General features: G+C 41.8%; 20 protein-coding genes and 2 pseudogenes. 12 read left to right on the top strand and 10 right to left on the bottom strand.

What is annotated here, in order from left to right; genetic code table 11:
* Window positions 1-47 precede the first annotated feature (47 nt).
* Window positions 48-221, bottom strand: a complete 174-nt coding sequence (locus NLX67_RS00735) for a YjfB family protein (protein ID WP_082091426.1) — start codon at window positions 219-221, stop codon at window positions 48-50.
* A 325-nt stretch (window positions 222-546) separates the two neighbouring features.
* On the opposite strand from NLX67_RS00735, the pseudogene NLX67_RS00730 reads away from it, so the two are divergent.
* From NLX67_RS00730 to iadA, 4 genes and pseudogenes are all read left to right on the top strand, one after another.
* A pseudogene (locus NLX67_RS00730) lies at window positions 547-909 on the top strand (ATP-binding protein); the annotation flags it as partial.
* Between the two features lie 146 nt (window positions 910-1,055).
* Complete coding sequence (locus NLX67_RS00725) at window positions 1,056-1,319, top strand: DUF1292 domain-containing protein (RefSeq protein ID WP_046178376.1); 264 nt, start codon at window positions 1,056-1,058, stop codon at window positions 1,317-1,319.
* A 114-nt stretch (window positions 1,320-1,433) separates the two neighbouring features.
* Window positions 1,434-1,895 (top strand): hypothetical protein, encoded by a 462-nt coding sequence (locus tag NLX67_RS00720; RefSeq protein WP_254309980.1) that lies wholly within the window; start codon window positions 1,434-1,436, stop codon window positions 1,893-1,895.
* A gap of 142 nt (window positions 1,896-2,037) precedes the next feature.
* Window positions 2,038-3,216 carry a beta-aspartyl-peptidase gene (iadA, locus tag NLX67_RS00715; protein ID WP_254309979.1) on the top strand — a complete coding sequence of 393 codons (1,179 nt, stop codon included), beginning with the start codon at window positions 2,038-2,040 and terminating at the stop codon, window positions 3,214-3,216.
* 130 nt (window positions 3,217-3,346) lie between these two features.
* Here iadA and NLX67_RS00710 read toward each other — a convergent pair whose 3' ends face one another.
* Window positions 3,347-3,517 (bottom strand): hypothetical protein, encoded by a 171-nt coding sequence (locus NLX67_RS00710; RefSeq protein WP_172645525.1) that lies wholly within the window; start codon window positions 3,515-3,517, stop codon window positions 3,347-3,349.
* Between the two features lie 46 nt (window positions 3,518-3,563).
* Complete coding sequence (locus NLX67_RS00705; RefSeq protein ID WP_254309978.1) at window positions 3,564-3,782, bottom strand: hypothetical protein; 219 nt, start codon at window positions 3,780-3,782, stop codon at window positions 3,564-3,566.
* A 573-nt stretch (window positions 3,783-4,355) separates the two neighbouring features.
* Here NLX67_RS00705 and NLX67_RS00700 point away from each other — a divergent pair.
* On the top strand, window positions 4,356-4,616 hold the full coding sequence (locus NLX67_RS00700; RefSeq protein WP_254309977.1) for a hypothetical protein: 261 nt from the start codon (window positions 4,356-4,358) through the stop codon (window positions 4,614-4,616).
* 81 nt (window positions 4,617-4,697) lie between these two features.
* Here NLX67_RS00700 and NLX67_RS00695 read toward each other — a convergent pair whose 3' ends face one another.
* The gene (locus NLX67_RS00695) at window positions 4,698-5,282 is read right to left on the bottom strand and encodes an RsfA family transcriptional regulator (protein ID WP_305882018.1); all 585 of its coding nucleotides are present in this window, start codon (window positions 5,280-5,282) and stop codon (window positions 4,698-4,700) included.
* A 236-nt stretch (window positions 5,283-5,518) separates the two neighbouring features.
* On the opposite strand from NLX67_RS00695, the gene NLX67_RS00690 reads away from it, so the two are divergent.
* Together NLX67_RS00690 and NLX67_RS23145 are read left to right on the top strand one after the other, a co-directional pair.
* On the top strand, window positions 5,519-6,337 hold the full coding sequence (locus NLX67_RS00690) for an STAS domain-containing protein (protein WP_254309975.1): 819 nt from the start codon (window positions 5,519-5,521) through the stop codon (window positions 6,335-6,337).
* 246 nt (window positions 6,338-6,583) lie between these two features.
* Window positions 6,584-7,051: pseudogene (locus NLX67_RS23145) on the top strand (YheC/YheD family protein).
* A 342-nt stretch (window positions 7,052-7,393) separates the two neighbouring features.
* On the opposite strand, the gene NLX67_RS00680 reads toward NLX67_RS23145, so the two are convergent.
* The 4 genes from NLX67_RS00680 to NLX67_RS00670 form a co-directional block, all read right to left on the bottom strand.
* Window positions 7,394-7,615, bottom strand: a complete 222-nt coding sequence (locus NLX67_RS00680; RefSeq protein WP_046178384.1) for a hypothetical protein — start codon at window positions 7,613-7,615, stop codon at window positions 7,394-7,396.
* Window positions 7,616-7,931: 316 nt separating this feature from the next.
* Window positions 7,932-8,054 carry a hypothetical protein gene (locus NLX67_RS22680; RefSeq protein ID WP_256519484.1) on the bottom strand — a complete coding sequence of 41 codons (123 nt, stop codon included), beginning with the start codon at window positions 8,052-8,054 and terminating at the stop codon, window positions 7,932-7,934.
* A gap of 54 nt (window positions 8,055-8,108) precedes the next feature.
* Complete coding sequence (locus NLX67_RS00675; RefSeq protein WP_254309973.1) at window positions 8,109-8,321, bottom strand: hypothetical protein; 213 nt, start codon at window positions 8,319-8,321, stop codon at window positions 8,109-8,111.
* 33 nt (window positions 8,322-8,354) lie between these two features.
* Window positions 8,355-8,984, bottom strand: coding sequence for a LysE family translocator (locus NLX67_RS00670; protein ID WP_254309972.1), 630 nt, complete (start codon window positions 8,982-8,984; stop codon window positions 8,355-8,357).
* A 104-nt stretch (window positions 8,985-9,088) separates the two neighbouring features.
* Here NLX67_RS00670 and NLX67_RS00665 point away from each other — a divergent pair, with 104 nt between their 5' ends.
* From NLX67_RS00665 to NLX67_RS00655, 3 genes are all read left to right on the top strand, one after another.
* Window positions 9,089-9,550, top strand: coding sequence for an SRPBCC family protein (locus tag NLX67_RS00665; protein WP_254309971.1), 462 nt, complete (start codon window positions 9,089-9,091; stop codon window positions 9,548-9,550).
* Window positions 9,551-9,795: 245 nt separating this feature from the next.
* On the top strand, window positions 9,796-10,449 hold the full coding sequence (locus tag NLX67_RS00660) for an HAD family hydrolase (RefSeq protein WP_254310473.1): 654 nt from the start codon (window positions 9,796-9,798) through the stop codon (window positions 10,447-10,449).
* Between the two features lie 283 nt (window positions 10,450-10,732).
* Window positions 10,733-11,668 (top strand): aldo/keto reductase, encoded by a 936-nt coding sequence (locus NLX67_RS00655; RefSeq protein ID WP_254309970.1) that lies wholly within the window; start codon window positions 10,733-10,735, stop codon window positions 11,666-11,668.
* Between the two features lie 93 nt (window positions 11,669-11,761).
* On the opposite strand, the gene NLX67_RS00650 is transcribed toward NLX67_RS00655, so the two are convergent.
* A complete protein-coding gene (locus NLX67_RS00650) occupies window positions 11,762-12,556 on the bottom strand; it encodes a serine/threonine protein kinase (protein ID WP_254309969.1) in 795 nt (264 codons plus the stop codon).
* A 5-nt stretch (window positions 12,557-12,561) separates the two neighbouring features.
* Window positions 12,562-12,729: a hypothetical protein gene (locus NLX67_RS00645; RefSeq protein ID WP_254309968.1), complete on the bottom strand. Its 168-nt coding sequence runs from the start codon at window positions 12,727-12,729 to the stop codon at window positions 12,562-12,564.
* 566 nt (window positions 12,730-13,295) lie between these two features.
* Here NLX67_RS00645 and NLX67_RS00640 point away from each other — a divergent pair.
* A complete protein-coding gene (locus tag NLX67_RS00640; RefSeq protein WP_082091430.1) occupies window positions 13,296-14,501 on the top strand; it encodes a Bcr/CflA family multidrug efflux MFS transporter in 1,206 nt (401 codons plus the stop codon).
* A 181-nt stretch (window positions 14,502-14,682) separates the two neighbouring features.
* A complete protein-coding gene (locus NLX67_RS00635) occupies window positions 14,683-15,171 on the top strand; it encodes an SRPBCC family protein (protein WP_375143334.1) in 489 nt (162 codons plus the stop codon).
* The last annotated feature ends 71 nt before the right edge of the window (window positions 15,172-15,242 follow it).

Genomic DNA, 15,242 nt, shown 5'->3' with positions numbered 1-15,242 from the left:
GGTAAAAGAAACGTGCATTCAAAGTAAAACCTGAATGCACGTTTCTTTTATCCCTTTACATCAATTGAGTTTCCGAGCGTCGGATGCGGAGCCTGCAGCATTTGCACCATTTGATTGGCGTTTTGCTGGGCCATGTCCATCGTTTTTTTCGTCAGCGCCAAACCGATATTTTGGCCGAGAGAAGCCTGGCTCATTCCCATTGATAAAGCAGCAATATCCAAAAAAGTCACCTCCTTATTCTCTTATCGGTTCGTTCAATTGAAAGTATAGAAGGTTGGAAGAATAATGTGTTTTCACTCAATTAATCCAGATATTTTTCAATAAACGCCTGTTCTTCTTCAGCGGTCATTATGCCTGTTGCCTCGCCAATTTCGGCTTTTCTTTTTTTGTCTTTATGAGAAAGAAATGAAAAGATATTATCGATATTTGTCGAATGAAAAAATTAGGTTTTTTCTTTTTTCTGTAGCAATATAGAATTATGTTACTTGATGTGTCATTAACAAAGTGAGTTTAGAATAGACTTTGCGCTCTTATGGTGCAACTTATCTATACATCGGAAAGGATATAACTGATAAAAGGGAGCAAACAGAATCTCTTCTGCGAAAATCAGAAAAACTGGCAGTGGTCGGTCATCTGGCTGCTGGAATCGCTTATGAAATCAGAAATCCCCTCACGTCCATCAAAGGATTTATTCAGCTTATTCATGCTGAGACGGATCAGCATAAAGAATTTAAAGAAAAAGGAACAGGACTCGGGCTAATGACCTGCTTAAAGATCATTGAAAATCATAAAGGAGATTTTAAAATTTCGAGTAAAGTAGGCAAAGGCACAACGATCGAGGTTTTGCTGCCTGCCACCACACCATCCAGAAGAAAAAGAGAAAAGCAAATACCCTGGAGTCTAAAATAAGAAGGAGCATTAGACAGTTTTATATAAATTGCATACTTGTATAGGAAAAAGCAAAGTTCATCCAATACTAATAAAAGAGGAAAAAGTGGGTAAAGTATCTGCAGAAATAACTTTAGATATAGACATGCATGAGAGGAGCAGATCATATGGGAAAAATTGAAGTGGGCGACATTTTTACGTTGGTTGATGAAAATGACCAGGAGCAGGAAATTGAAGTATTAGGCACGTTAAGTATTGATGGAACAGACTATGCTGCTGTCGCTTTTACAGAAGAAATCGAGGAAGAATCGGACGTAGAGGTGAATGTCTTCTTTTTAAAAGGTGACAATAATGAGCAATTATCGGTTATTGATGATGATGAAGAGTTCGACAAAGTATCCGCAGCGTTTCAGGATGCCGAAGAAGAGTAAGGGTATGTGTAGAGCCTTTATTTTGTGCAGAGGCTTCAGAGTGTAGATAAAGTCAGAAAGCAGGCTGAAGCCTCTATTTTGTGTAGAGGCTTTTATCTTTTTGACGTGGAAACGATGAAGGGATTGCGAGTCATGCGTGATTTAGTGAAAAAAAGAAAAAGCCAAGTGCGGTACTGTGAAAAATTAAGCAATGGCCAATCCGTGCACGTGTATTTTTGGCGCGAAAAAGAGTTTGTCTCCGGTCAGATGGTATATGTCTGGAATGTAGCTGCAATTATCACCGACTCCAGGAAGAAAGCGAATAACTGGAAAAATCACAACCGGCGAGGCATAAAGGAAAAAGCCACGGGAAAAGCCGGGCTTGAAGGACTAAAGAAAGCACTTGATATCATTCTTGAATTCAAATATCGCTTAAAACCAAATGAATATTTATTTGTTGTTTTTGATGATGAAAAAAGAAAAAAGGCGTATCGATGGCTGGAGCGGTACGGATTTATGGAGTTTCACAAAAATGGAAAACTGATAGCGTACGGCACATTTAACCCATTGCTCGGACAGTGGACACAAAAAGAATAAAATGAAGTGTTTGTCACGAAGCTGAACCGTCTATTATTGCAGGCGGTTTTTTCTTATTTTATTTTTACTTGAATAGTTATAAAGATGCGAGAAGAATGTCCATGCCGTCCTAAGGAAATGCGATTCGTGAGGGGGAAATGAATTGTTGACGCTAATTAAAAATGGTGAAGTATATGCGCCGGCATACAGAGGAAAAAAAGATATACTGCTCGCAGGGGGAAAGATCGTTGAGATGAAAGATGAAATTGATCTTTCAGGAACGTCATTATCCGTACATGAAATCGATGCGGAAGAAAAGCTGATTGTGCCCGGATTTATTGATGCCCATGTTCATTTAATTGGCGGTGGCGGAGAAGGGGGCTTTAAAACCCGGACGCCTGAAATTTCTTTAACGGATGCAACGCTTTCGGGGATTACAACGCTTGTCGGTGTACTGGGCACAGACGGGACAACGAGAAGAATGGAAAGCCTTCTGGCAAAAGCACATGCGCTTGAAGAAGAAGGAGTGACGTGCTTTGTTCATACGGGTTCCTACCAAATACCGGTGAAAACATTGACTGGCTCCATCGAAAGCGACCTGATCTTCATCGATAAAATTATCGGGGTTGGAGAAATCGCCATTTCTGATCATCGTTCTTCTCAGCCGACCTTTAATGAGCTCGTGAAAATAGCGGCAGCTGCACGAAATGGCGGGATGCTGTCAGGAAAAGCCGGGGTGCTGGAAATTCATGTCGGTGACAGTGCAGACAAACTCCGGCTGCTGGAAGAACTGGCGGCCAACACAGATATTCCGATTCGTCATTTTCATCCAACACACATAAACCGAAACAGGGAATTATTTGATGCTGGTATTCAGTACGCATTAAAAGGGGGGTATGTGGACTTCACGACAAGCAGCGCTGACCAGTCTCGGAAGAAGGAGAAGGAAAAAGTAAAGTGCAGTAAAGCGCTTCGTCTCATGCTTGAGAAGAGAGTTTCCATTTCGGCCATTACCTTTTCTTCAGATGGACAGGGAAGCTTGCCGATCTTTCATTCAGACAGGGAGTATGCGGGTCTTCAGGTTGGGAAAGTAAAATCCTTGTATGACGAAGTGAAGGATGCCGTGAAAAACGAGGGGATTCCATTGGAAACAGCATTGCGGGTCATTACCTCTAACCCCGCGGAAATATTGAAATTGCATACGAAAGGAACGATTGAGAAAGAAAAAGATGCAGATTTAGTCCTGCTCGAGAAAGATAGTCTGACGATTCATAGCGTATTGGCGAAAGGACGCCTAATGGTTGAAAATAAACAGCCAATTGTCAAAGGAGCATTTGAATAAACGAACTAAATTCAACAAAAAAGAGCAGACGTTCATATCTGCTCTTTCATCATTATTGCAAAGAAAATACGACCATGATGCGGGATGTTCATTTTCTTAAATACCCTGTATGCCTGCTGCAAGCGCGATGTTATTGGCTGCGGAACTCATCTTCGAAATAAAAGGTTGCTGAGTGTTCTTTTACCGTATAAGAGTACGCCTTCATGGTCTTGACATACTGCCATTTATTTATGGTTACTAATTCATCCGTTTCTTTTATTCTTACTACTTCCCCAGTACGGTACTTGTTTTTTTCTGCCATCTTTACACCTCTTTTTTTCAAAATAAATAAGCATGTTTAACGCTGCTTATTTATCATCTTTTGCTTTTTCTACTATCCGTATGCCAATTAGTAATTGTGTGGTTTGATACTTCAGAAACTCAATATCCTGTAACTTCGGGTCTAAATGTGAAATCTCCACTGTGCTTTCAGGATTTCGCTGTTCGTGGTCTTGTTTAATTTGTTCCATTTTACGATCCAATTCCTTTTGGTTATTGGCGAAAGTAAGTTTAGTCATTGAAGTCATGTGCCAACACTCCCTTTAAAGCGATCTGGTGTGAATAAATTTTTTTGTAACATACGGTGAGGTCATAACCAAGAGAAGGGCTTCTTAGTCAAGATTGAACGCTACTTCATCTCTGCTTTAAAATCGACTTCTTTGCATTCATGCATCAGGTTAGTGGGTATTTTCCATTTTTATACATAAAAAAACACCTTACGGGTAATAAAAGAAAGCAAGCAGGCTGACGGCCAAGACATTAATCATGTAAGGTGTTTTTAAAATAAGACATTTATTCAATCCCTTATCGTTAAGTATACCATAAAATACTCCATCTTCACGAACTGCGATGAAATTCGAAGTCATTTACATAAATGGCCGTTCCCGGGATCTCAATATCATAAGGGTCTTTGTTTTCACGACCGCTGCGATTACCTCCTGAAAAATTTGAATAACAGCTCATTTTCTATGTTCAACGAAATAAAGCAAATAAACAACTATTTTGGAGTGATTCATATGCATTAAAAAAATCGTTCATTTAGAGAATTCTTTTGTTATAATGGGGATTTGATTGTAGGAAAGAAAGAAGGAAAGAAGGCCATGCGACGCAACAACAAGAAACAGCTGTGCCCTTTAGAGCATTCATTTCTAGATTCTGTTTTAAATAAGGGGCTAATTATAGTTACATCGAACGAACAGGGGAAAGAGTGCGAATTTGATTTCCGTTTTCCACTTGCATTAAAACGAGAAAAGACCAGCTATTCTGATCGAACAAAAGAGCGGATTCACGATCACGTGAGCTTAACCGTTAAAACGCTCATTGATACAACGGTAATGCCTGTTGAAAGGAAAAATAATTAAGCTGGAAGGTAATGACGTTTTTGCTAGTCTCCTGCGTGGAGCAGAGCAATTAAAAAAATAGCGGAACCGGCTTACAGCTCGTTATTCCGCTACTTTTTCCAAATTTCCGTTTCGCTCCATTCTGAATTTTACAGAAGCAGGTACTTCCTCTGAAAAAACGACTAATTTCCGGGCACGCTCCATAATCTGCATGAGAGATTCATAATCCTCCTGCATCGACGTATAGCCTTCTTTTAAGTGATGAAGTTCTTTTTTCACGGCTTCAAGTTCACGTTGCAGCCGGCTGTTTTCTGCCTGTAAAGACGCGGCATTCTCCGCTGGTGCAATGGTTGTTAAGTATTGAATAACATCTGACATTGTTATATCATTCTCTGACTCTTTAGGAATGAAAAAAGGTAATTTGTTTGCCGTTTTCTTGCCGACTTGCCTGCTTTCTATGCGATTCCGCTGTTTTCTTTCTTTTTTAGCCATTTCCATGTCTGGAATATAATATTGGCGGACGACCGCATTCCAACGAAATCCGCAGGCAGCCGCAGTACGGTTTAATATCTCCCCCACTTCCTCAAATGCTTTCAATTGGGTACTTCCTACTTTGACATGTTTTAGTACGGCAGTGGCGAGAAGGAGATCATTTTCTTTTGACCAAGCATCCTGACGAATATTCAACATGTTTCACTCCCATCCATTTTTCATTGATATAGTAAAATCTAAATTACTCGCGCTAGATATAAAGAGTCTTTCTATTTTAATGTTAGTTTATTCACATCTATATAGATTTATGCTTTTAAAAATCATTGTGTTTTTTGAATGGCCTGCTTTGGCGTATGTTCCGGGTTGTTGATTGCAAAAGCGTTTTATAGGTTATAATAATTGAATTGACAGGGGAAAAGAGGAGAGTATAGATGAATTTGTTTTTGAATTTTTCTACTTACATTTATGAAAATATGGAGTCCTTAGCTATTGAAGTAGTTGAAGGTGTCTTGCACAGAATGAAATTAGATATTCCTGAATGGGAGAAAGAACAAGCGATTAACATGTATGTGGAGCTTTTACGATTTTTGGGGGAATCGTTTGGGAATGAGGGAAAGGAATCAGTTCCTGAATTCTTTATCGATTGGAGTAAAAAAAATGCGGCCATGCAAATATCTTCAAGAGGGAAAATGTCAGAAATCGCCGTTCGTTATCCGCCAACAAGAGATGTTTTTACGGAAATCGTAACGGAAATCAGTATAGAGCTTGGTTTGTCTGTAAAGGAAAATGCACTCATTATAAAACGCATAAACAAATTGTTAGACATTAGCTTAAATGAAACGATTTTCGCTTTCGAGCAGCTTTTTGAGGAAGCCAGGGAAGAAACCCAAAAAGAGCTGGCAGCATTATCAGCGCCTATTATACCTGTTAAAGACGGCATCGTCATTCTGCCCTTGATTGGTGATATCGATACCTACCGGGCAAATTATATTATGGAGCATGTGGTGCCGAAAATAGCAGATATGAATATAAATTATGTGATTGCAGACTTTTCAGGTATTTATACGATTAATGTAGACATTGCCGAATACCTTCATCAAATAGGGAGCATGTTTCAATTAATGGGTATTCATGTACTGACTACAGGTTTGCGGCCTGAACTCGCCCAAATTGTCGTTAATAGCCATATTAATATCTCTGCTATCGATACATTTGCTAATGTAAAGAAAGCGTTAGAAAGTGTAAAGTAACACCGGACATGATGCAGCGGCTAATTGAAGTTCCACTTTATTCAAGAAGAAGCTGGCTCAAGTTATAGATTGAGCCGGTTCTTTTTACATGAGTTTGATAGACTGAATACACATAAGGTTCCTTTGGTTCAGCAATGATTTTCCACGAGGTGATTTTCAGTATGGGCATCTCAGATCCATCATATTAAAGCCGAAATCGGAACATCAAGGCAAAGGAATTGTCACTGTTGAAAAGAAAAGCATCAGATGGTATCAGCTGATGGAGGCAGGGAACAGCACCACTTACAAAAAAAGAAACTGCTTAAGTGGTTTTCTGACCACATCCAGCCAAATGAGTACATTGCACAGCCTTTTCTTTCTTGCCGGCTCAATACCGGCCATGTGTATGATTTGCGCCTGCATGTTCAAAAGAACGGGATGGGGGAATGGGTGATCACGTCTATTTATCCGCGAATAGGCCCGATCGGGAGCATTACGTCCAACATGGGCAGCGGTGGATACACGGGGTACATGGATGATATTTTTAAAAAGGAATTTCCAGATTCCTGACGTGAGATGCAGGCGGAGGTTGAGCGGTTTGTCATTGACTTCTCTACTCATTTCGAGTCTTTATATCATGATGTTTTATTTGATGAATTAGGGATTGATGTAGGCATTGATGAGAATCAAAAATTATGGTTATTTGTAGTGAACTGGAGACCCGGTGATTTTTAATTGTGAATTGGATGTGGTCCGAAATACAATCCTGTATGCAAAATATTTGGCTGAACGAAAAAAGTGAAAATTATTCGGTCGTCAGGGGTGGTATGAAAATAAATACGTCGATTCTTTTTATGCAGGCCATTCGTTCGCCATCCCGTATAACAGGCTATTCATAATCAAGACCATTTGACGTTCGCAAAAGGGGGATTTTGGCCTTTGCGAATTTTTTTGTTTAAACGCGACGATTCATTGTTTCGCTTTGGAAAGCGTCAAAGAGAATGGAGCGGCACATTCATTGGCTATAAAAAAGCGGCCTGCCCGTTTGCGCATGCCGTTTCGATCTATCATATAGGATTATTTCGCTTTTTTCAGCATAAGCACGTCTGCTCTTGTTTCAAGCAGTTCATCAGACAGGATGGTCATTTTAGCATTGACTTTATCGAGCTTTTGTTCCAGTTTATCCATGCGGCTTGTCAGCCGTGATTCGGTTTCTGTTATTTGTTCTGACAGCCCCGCCACCTGTTTAGACAAATCCAAAATTGCCTGTAAGATTACCTTTTGATCGACTTCGCTCACGTTATTTCCTCATTTCTGCTGAGTGTTTCACAAGGCCGGTTTCTTTATCAACCTATTCATTTTACCATGTTCCGATCTATTTTAATAGAATCGAAAAGATAGGTTTTTTACCAATAATTCGAAAAAGTAGCTCGATTTTCATTAAGGCTGTGTTCTAAATGAAACTACTCTCATGGAAACAGCTGAATTAAAAAGAGGAAAGGAAGAATATTAAAAAGACAGAAATGAATATATATTTTCTTCATAAAAAAAACTGCGCCCCAATTGTTATAGTGTGGTTAACAATTGGAATGCAGTTCAAAATGGGCAGTTGTTTTTAGTCGCGAGGTAATTTGTTTTCCAAATCCTGGACTCTTTTTTCTAATTTCTTTACTTTTGACTGTGCATCAAATACAAATGTTAACGCAACTAACGCAAACACAAAACCGGTTACTTCCATTTGCTGCACCACCTTTAGGTATACATTACGAATGAAAATTGAAACTGTTTCACATTATTGGTTTTCTTTATGAAGCCAACTAAGCAATGTTATGAGCTGCCTGTTTAACAAATCACGTTCATTAGGACTTGTGGCATTTGCGCTAAAACCGGCTGCTGTCAGCCCTGCCCGCAGCCGCTCCAGCTTTTTTTGATCACGATCGAATAAAGTGCGTGTTTTTTGGAGAAAAAAATCATCATAATAAAACAAAATAATGGAATGAAGCACATTAACAAACCGTCCGTCGAAACGGCCGGCTTGTTAATGTGCTTTTTCTAAAGCGAGCTTGATCCCAAAAGCGATGAGAACCCTGCCTGTTATGCCTTCCATAATCGTCTGGGTTTTTGGCTTGTTCATAAACGCGCGAATGTGATCAAGCAAATAAATATAAAATAAAAACCAAAAAGCAGTCAAAAGAATGTAAGTGATACCCATTGTCAAAAACGGAAAAAACGTGGCAGTGCCGGCATCAACGAACTGCGGCAGGAATGTTAAGAAAAAAACCGCCACTTTCGGATTAAGCAGATTTGTTAAAAATCCCTGCTTAAAAAAAGAAGTTCCTTTTGCCGCATGAACCTCCTCAGTATCAGCGCAATCGTCTTTGTGCTTGTTACGAAGCGCCCATAATGTTTTTACGCCGAGATACATTAAATACACAGCGCCTGCATATTTGAAAATAGAAAAAACGAAAGCCGATTTTACGATAATGGCGGACAAGCCGACTACCGCTGCCAATGTGTGAATAAGCAGCGCGCAGCATGTCCCAATGACCGTTTTTAAACCGCCTGTCCGCCCTGATGTCAGCGTATTTTTCGTGGCGATCGCCGTATCCGGACCAGGCAAAATAATTAACAATACACACATGACCAAAAATAAATAAAAGTTTTCCATTTTTTCACGTCCTTTCAAATTAATGTACCATATCCTTTCAAACGTGCAAGGCTCTTTTTGGGAAACATTGTATTGTATAATGAGAAAAGAAAGCAGGTGAAGGGATGCCGACGATTCAGCACGAAATTCAAATTGACGCGCCCATCCACGCTTGTTTTGATCTAGCGCGAAACGTGGAGGCACATGTCCGGTCTACCGCACAGACAAAAGAGCGGGCTGTCGGCGGTGTGACGTCAGGTTTACTGAAAGCAGGCGATACGGTCACATGGGAAGCAGTCCATTTCGGTATCCGGCAGCGGCCGACCGCAAGAATTACGGAGATGAACCCGCCGTCTGAATTTACCGATGTGATGGTGAAAGGCGCGTTTCAGTCGTTTACGCATCACCACAAATTTTTCCGAAATGGCGAGGGAACGGTGATGAAAGATAACTTTCAGTACAAAAGCCCCCTCGGTCTTGCCGGGAAAATCGCTGACCGGCTGTTTTTAGAAAAATATATGCGGAACTTTATTGTAACCCGTGCGCGCGAGCTGAAACAGATGGCTGAACAGAATTTAAGCGGCTGAATGAAGACGGAATTTTGTGGAAGGAGAACAAGGATGAGGACGATTTCACTTATCAGGCATGGCAAATCTACTTATGGAATACGCGGAAGAGCATCATGCTGTCGTATTGATTGGACACGTTTTTTTTAATCAGCTGCTGGCAGAGGAACTAAGAAAAAAAGACTGGGCAGGATGAAAAAAACAAACATAAAACATTGGTATAGCACGACCTATTCATTTGGTTAAGGGAAAGGAGAAAGGTTTTGATAAAAGCGATTATTTTTGATTTTGATGGGCTAATTGTTGACACGGAGACGGTTTGGTATGAGGCTTATAAAGAAACGATGGGTTTTTATCAGGCTGATTTGCCGCTTGAACGGTTTGTTCACTGCATCGGGACAGATGATATGCTGCTTCATGCATTTTTCAGAGAACAGCTGGGGGAAAGATGTAACATTGACGAAATAGAAGCCAGGGCAAAATCTTTACACAAAGGAAAGATGAAAACTCCTCAGGCACGTGAAGGGGTGAGAGAGTATTTAGAAGAATCTAGAAATATGGGATATAAAATTGCACTTGCGTCCAGTTCCACAAGGGAGTGGGTCACCCATTATTTACATGAACTCAAACTGCTGCACTATTTTAACGTAATGATCACGCAAGACGATGTTCAAAAAGTAAAACCGGCCCCCGACCTGTATTTAAAAGCAATCGAGGCCTTACATATCCATTCTTCAGAAGCAGTCGCTTTCGAAGATTCCTTAAATGGATGTCAAGCAGCCGTAACGGCCGGATTAAAGTGCGTGATTGTGCCCAATCCGGTAACGGAATCTCTGCCCTTTGAAAAACATTCACTGCGCCTTGCATCCATGGCGGAAAAAAGGTTAATGGATGTCATAGAACTGATTAAGCCATCCTAAATAACGCGCCATCACAGCAGCAGCCAGGAGTCGGGAGTACGTAGCCCGCACATGATAACGATCGATCAGCTGAAGTGCGAAATCGGCCCAAAAGCGACCAATTTGCTTTTAACCATTATGAAAAGCGGTTCGCTCTTTTGTCATGAAGGGTGAACTCATTATTCGTGAATTGTGCGGGTTTCATGAGAAAAGAACGACTGTTTAAAACGATAGAAGGTGTTTAACCTCGTTCTATTCTGGTAATAGGAAATGGATGAAAAAAACAAAAAGGAGACGATATATAATGACGAAAAATGTGCAAATCGGCAAAACAGATCTTCATGTGAATCCTATCGGCTTTGGAGCGAACGCAGTAGGAGGTCATAACTTATATCCGAATTTAGATGAAGAAGCGGGCCGTGAAATGGTCCGGACGGCGCTTGATCACGGCGTGAATTTTCTTGATACGGCATTTATTTACGGTCCAAAGCGCTCAGAAGAATTAATTGGCGAAGTGCTGAAGGAACGCGGAAACCGTTCAGAAACGGTCATTGCAACGAAAGCAGCTCATGTTTTAACAGATGGAGGCGAGAAATTCGACAATTCACCGGCCTTTTTGAAAAAGGCGGTAGAGGAGGCGCTTGGCCGTCTTCAAACCGACTACATCGACTTATTTTACATTCATTTTCCGGACGAGCAGACACCGAAAGATGAAGCAGTGGGCGCATTAAAAGAGATGAAAGATGCCGGCAAAATCCGCCACATCGGCGTCTCAAACTTTTCGCTCGAGCAGCTGAAAGAAGCAAATAAAGACGGACATGTTGACGTGTTCCAAGGTGAATACAATCTGCTTGCGCGCGATGCGGAAAAAGAATTGTTTCCATATTTAGTGGAACAAAATATTTCGTTCGTGCCCTACTTCCCGCTCGCATCTGGTTTACTGACAGGCAAATACGACAAAAATGCAACGTTTGATGACTTGCGTAACGGTTTGTCTTATTTTCAAAAAGACGTGTTTGCGTCAAATTTGGATAAAGTGGAGCAAATCCGCCCGATTGCAGAGTCAAAGGGAGTCGAGCTTGCACATATCGTGCTCGCCTGGTATTTAACACGCGACGCGATCGATGTGATCATTCCGGGAGCGAAACGGTCCGACCAAGTGCTGAATAACTTGAAAACGCTCGATGTCAAACTCTCGGAAGACGAAATCAATCAAATTGACCGGATTTTTCAGCCTTAATGATTCGTTAGGGAAAAAAGATACATTTGTTTATAAACATAAAAAAGGAGGTGTCTCAGTTTGTTTTGAGACATCTCCTTTAATGTTAGCACATCAATAACCGGATAAAACTCTTTTTGCGTCAATAATAAGTTCAGCAATTGTTTCATATGGCTGATCAAGTTGAAGCAGCCGGCGAATCGTTTGGCGTGCCACCGGGGAAAGAACAAGTTCTTCTTCCCAGCTTTTTTCTTTTTTTGACGCAGGTTCAAACGTGGAATACAAGAGGAACAGCGCAAAATGGCCGAGCGCGAAAAAGTCGCTTCTGACAGACAGCTCCCGAAACAGCGGATGCTCTTTTTTTTGTTTGCGGGGTGAAGAGGCGATCTTGCTGTCCAGTAACCGGGCCAAGCCGAAATCAATCACATACACGGAAGCGCCGTCCCATAAAATATTCGGGATGCGCAAATCGCGGTGGATAATGCCTTGCTTATGGAAGTATTGAATCACATTGATGACATCGAGCAAAATCAAAAATGTTTCTTTTTCGGTGTATACCTTGTTTTTGTTGAAAATCAACTCTTCAAAATTGGGCGCGTCGATGAAGTCCATGACAAGAAACGGAACGCCGTCTTCCTCAAACGCAGCCACAAACTGAGGGATAGAAGGATGTTGGAATTGCTGCAAAAAGTCCGCTTCCTGCCAGAAATATTGGACTTCTTCTGACTTGTGCCGTTTTCGTTTTCGCAGCTGCTTTACGACCACAGTCCTGCCTGTTTGAAGATCTTTCGCTTTATACGTGAGACCGTAGCTTCCTTTGCCGATCAAGCTGTTTAGCTTAAAGCGGCCGCGGACCAGAGTATCTGGCTTCAGCGGTCGTTCAAATAGTGTGGAGAAAATAGTGCGCACTTTCGTTAGCTGCTGTAAGAACTGTAAGAAGATCCGCGTTTTTTCTTATAGTAATGATGCCCGTGATTCGACGAGTGGTGGGACTGCTTTCTATACCGGTGATCACTGCTGGAATAACGGCGGCCATGAGAAGACTTTTGGTTTAGTAATTGTTTAAGGAGTTTCTTTAACATAAGATCCCTGCTTTCCTTTTTTTCTTATTTACGAATCAAAATGGAAATTGGTTTCATTTTAATTTAAAATCGCCATGTTTACTAGCTGGACCATAATTGATGGGAATGCACTTTTAGGTATTTAACAATATGGATATGCTTAAATAAGTGAAAGAAGACGGTACAGTTGTCTAACTTTATTTTGCTGAGCGGTATGGCGAAGGAAAGGTGGAATTTGAACTGGATGATTGCGTCGTGACTCCGAGATTGAACGCACATGTGAAGGACATAAAAAGAAGCCGTTTTTCACAACAGCTTCTTTTGTTTTGGCAAGAGCGCATCCATGTTTATTCTATACCGTGAGATGTATTTTAATCGTGTGAATATCCAAATATTATTATACGAATTCACTGAAGAAGCAGCAATAAAATTCCAAAATAATAAATTTAAATACGTTCAGCAGAAAGACGAGGTCGATTGCTGGGCGATTTTGGCGAAATCCGCTATACTGGTCATACTGTGATACAAAAGGAGGCTTTTGTTTAAATGGCTTCTTTGGTTTTGGGAGAAAGAGAGGGGTGTATAGTTTGGATGTAAGACGCAGCAGCAAGCGGACCCAAATGGCCATGCTTCTCGGGGCGCTTGGCGCAATGGGGCCTTTTACGATTGATATGTATTTGCCGTCGTTTCCGACCATTGCGGATGACTACAGCACGACGGCATCGTTCGTGCAAATCAGTTTGACCGCCTGTTTAATCGGCCTGGCACTTGGACAAATTATCATTGGTCCAATGAGCGATGTGCGGGGGCGGAAAAAACCGCTTACTTTTTTCTTGTTTTTATACTTTATCGCATCCCTTTTATGCGCTTTTGCGCCATCGATTTACTGGTTTATTGCGGCGCGCGTGATGCAGGGATTTTCAGCAGCCGGTGGACTTGTCATTTCACGCGCAGTCGTTCGGGATATGTACAGCGGCCGGGAACTGACGAAGTTTTTCGCCTTGCTTATGCTCGTCAACAATTTAGGCCCGATTTTAGCGCCGATCATTGGCGGCGGTGTGCTGGCATTTACCGACTGGTCCGGTGTCTTTCTTGTATTAAGTGCCGTTGGCATTATACTAATGCTTGTCGTGATATGGAAATTGGATGAAACGCTTCCGGTGGAAAAGCGCCAGCCAAGCAGCATTACACAGACGTTCAGAAGCTTCGGTTCCCTTCTTGGCAATCGCGAGTTTATGGGCTATGCGCTGGCACAGGGCATAATGGTCGGCGGCATTTTTGCTTATGTATCCGGCATCCCTTTTGTCTATCAAAATATATATGGCGTGTCGCCGCAAGTATTCAGCTTTTTATTTGGCCTGAACGGAATTGGCATTATGATCAGCACGCAAATTGTGGGCCGGTTTTCGGACAATATTCCGACGGAGCGTTTTTTGCGGATCGGCTTGTTTATGTCTGCCGCTGCCGGGACGGTCTTGCTTGCCATGATTTTGATTCACGGCCCGCTTTACTCGATTGCGATCCCGCTCTTCTTTTTCGTTTCGTCCATCGGTATTATCGGAACCTCGGCATTCTCGCTCGCGATGGAAACGCAAGGCCACATTGCGGGCAGCGCTTCAGCATTGCTCGGCTTGCTTCCATTTGCGCTAGGCGCCATGACGTCGCCGCTTGTGGGCATTGCCGGAGAAAACACAGCCGTTCCAATGGGTTTGACGATCTTTGGGGCCAGCATGCTGGCAATGGTCGCGTATTTCGGGCTTGCCCGCAGTGCGAAAAGAAGCACACAACCTTAATCGGTCGTGTGCTTTTTTATATTTTGAGGTAGAGGCAGACAGCAACCCCCGAAATAAGGCTGGTAGATAACGGACAATGACCGGAAAGCCAGCCGAACAATTCTTCCTTAAAAGAATTGCATGCCGGTCCGAATTAAGAGGATAATGAGAACAGAAATCCCGCTGCGAGCGGATAGGAAGGATGGGTCAAATGTTAGCAGTCATTCAAAAAGGAAAATCAGGATATGTGGCGCGATTTGAGCGTCAGATGAATCATCCGGTAGAAAAGGTATGGGCGATGCTGACGGAGAATGAAAAACTGGCTTTATGGTTTTCAGAGCTTCGCGTTGAGAATTTATGTGAAGGCGGCACGATGGCATTTGATATGCGGGATGGGACATTTGGAAAATTCCCGATTACGGATTTTCAGGACCAATCTGTTCTTGCGTATACGTGGGGAGAAGACCATGTCCGGTTTGAACTGCATGACGCGGTCAATGGATGCCGGCTTGTTCTGGCCGAAACGATACAAAAGATTAACGATCATACAGCAAAAGATTTAGCTGGATGGCATGTATGTCTGAATGTGATCGAAGCCTTATTAGACGGAAGAACGGTTGTCTCAAGGCAAGACGACTGGAAAAACTGGTATAAAAAATATATGGCTGCGGTCAAAGAAGCTGCGAGATAGAAGGGAGAAAATATAGAGACTTTGATGAAAAATAAATCTTCCTATATATAAGCGAAGCAGCCCATTCAAAG

The organism is Domibacillus sp. A3M-37, assembly GCF_024213455.1.
GTDB classification, from domain to species: domain Bacteria; phylum Bacillota; class Bacilli; order Bacillales; family Domibacillaceae; genus Domibacillus; species Domibacillus tundrae.
This window is presented reverse-complemented; position numbering and strand designations above follow the sequence as displayed.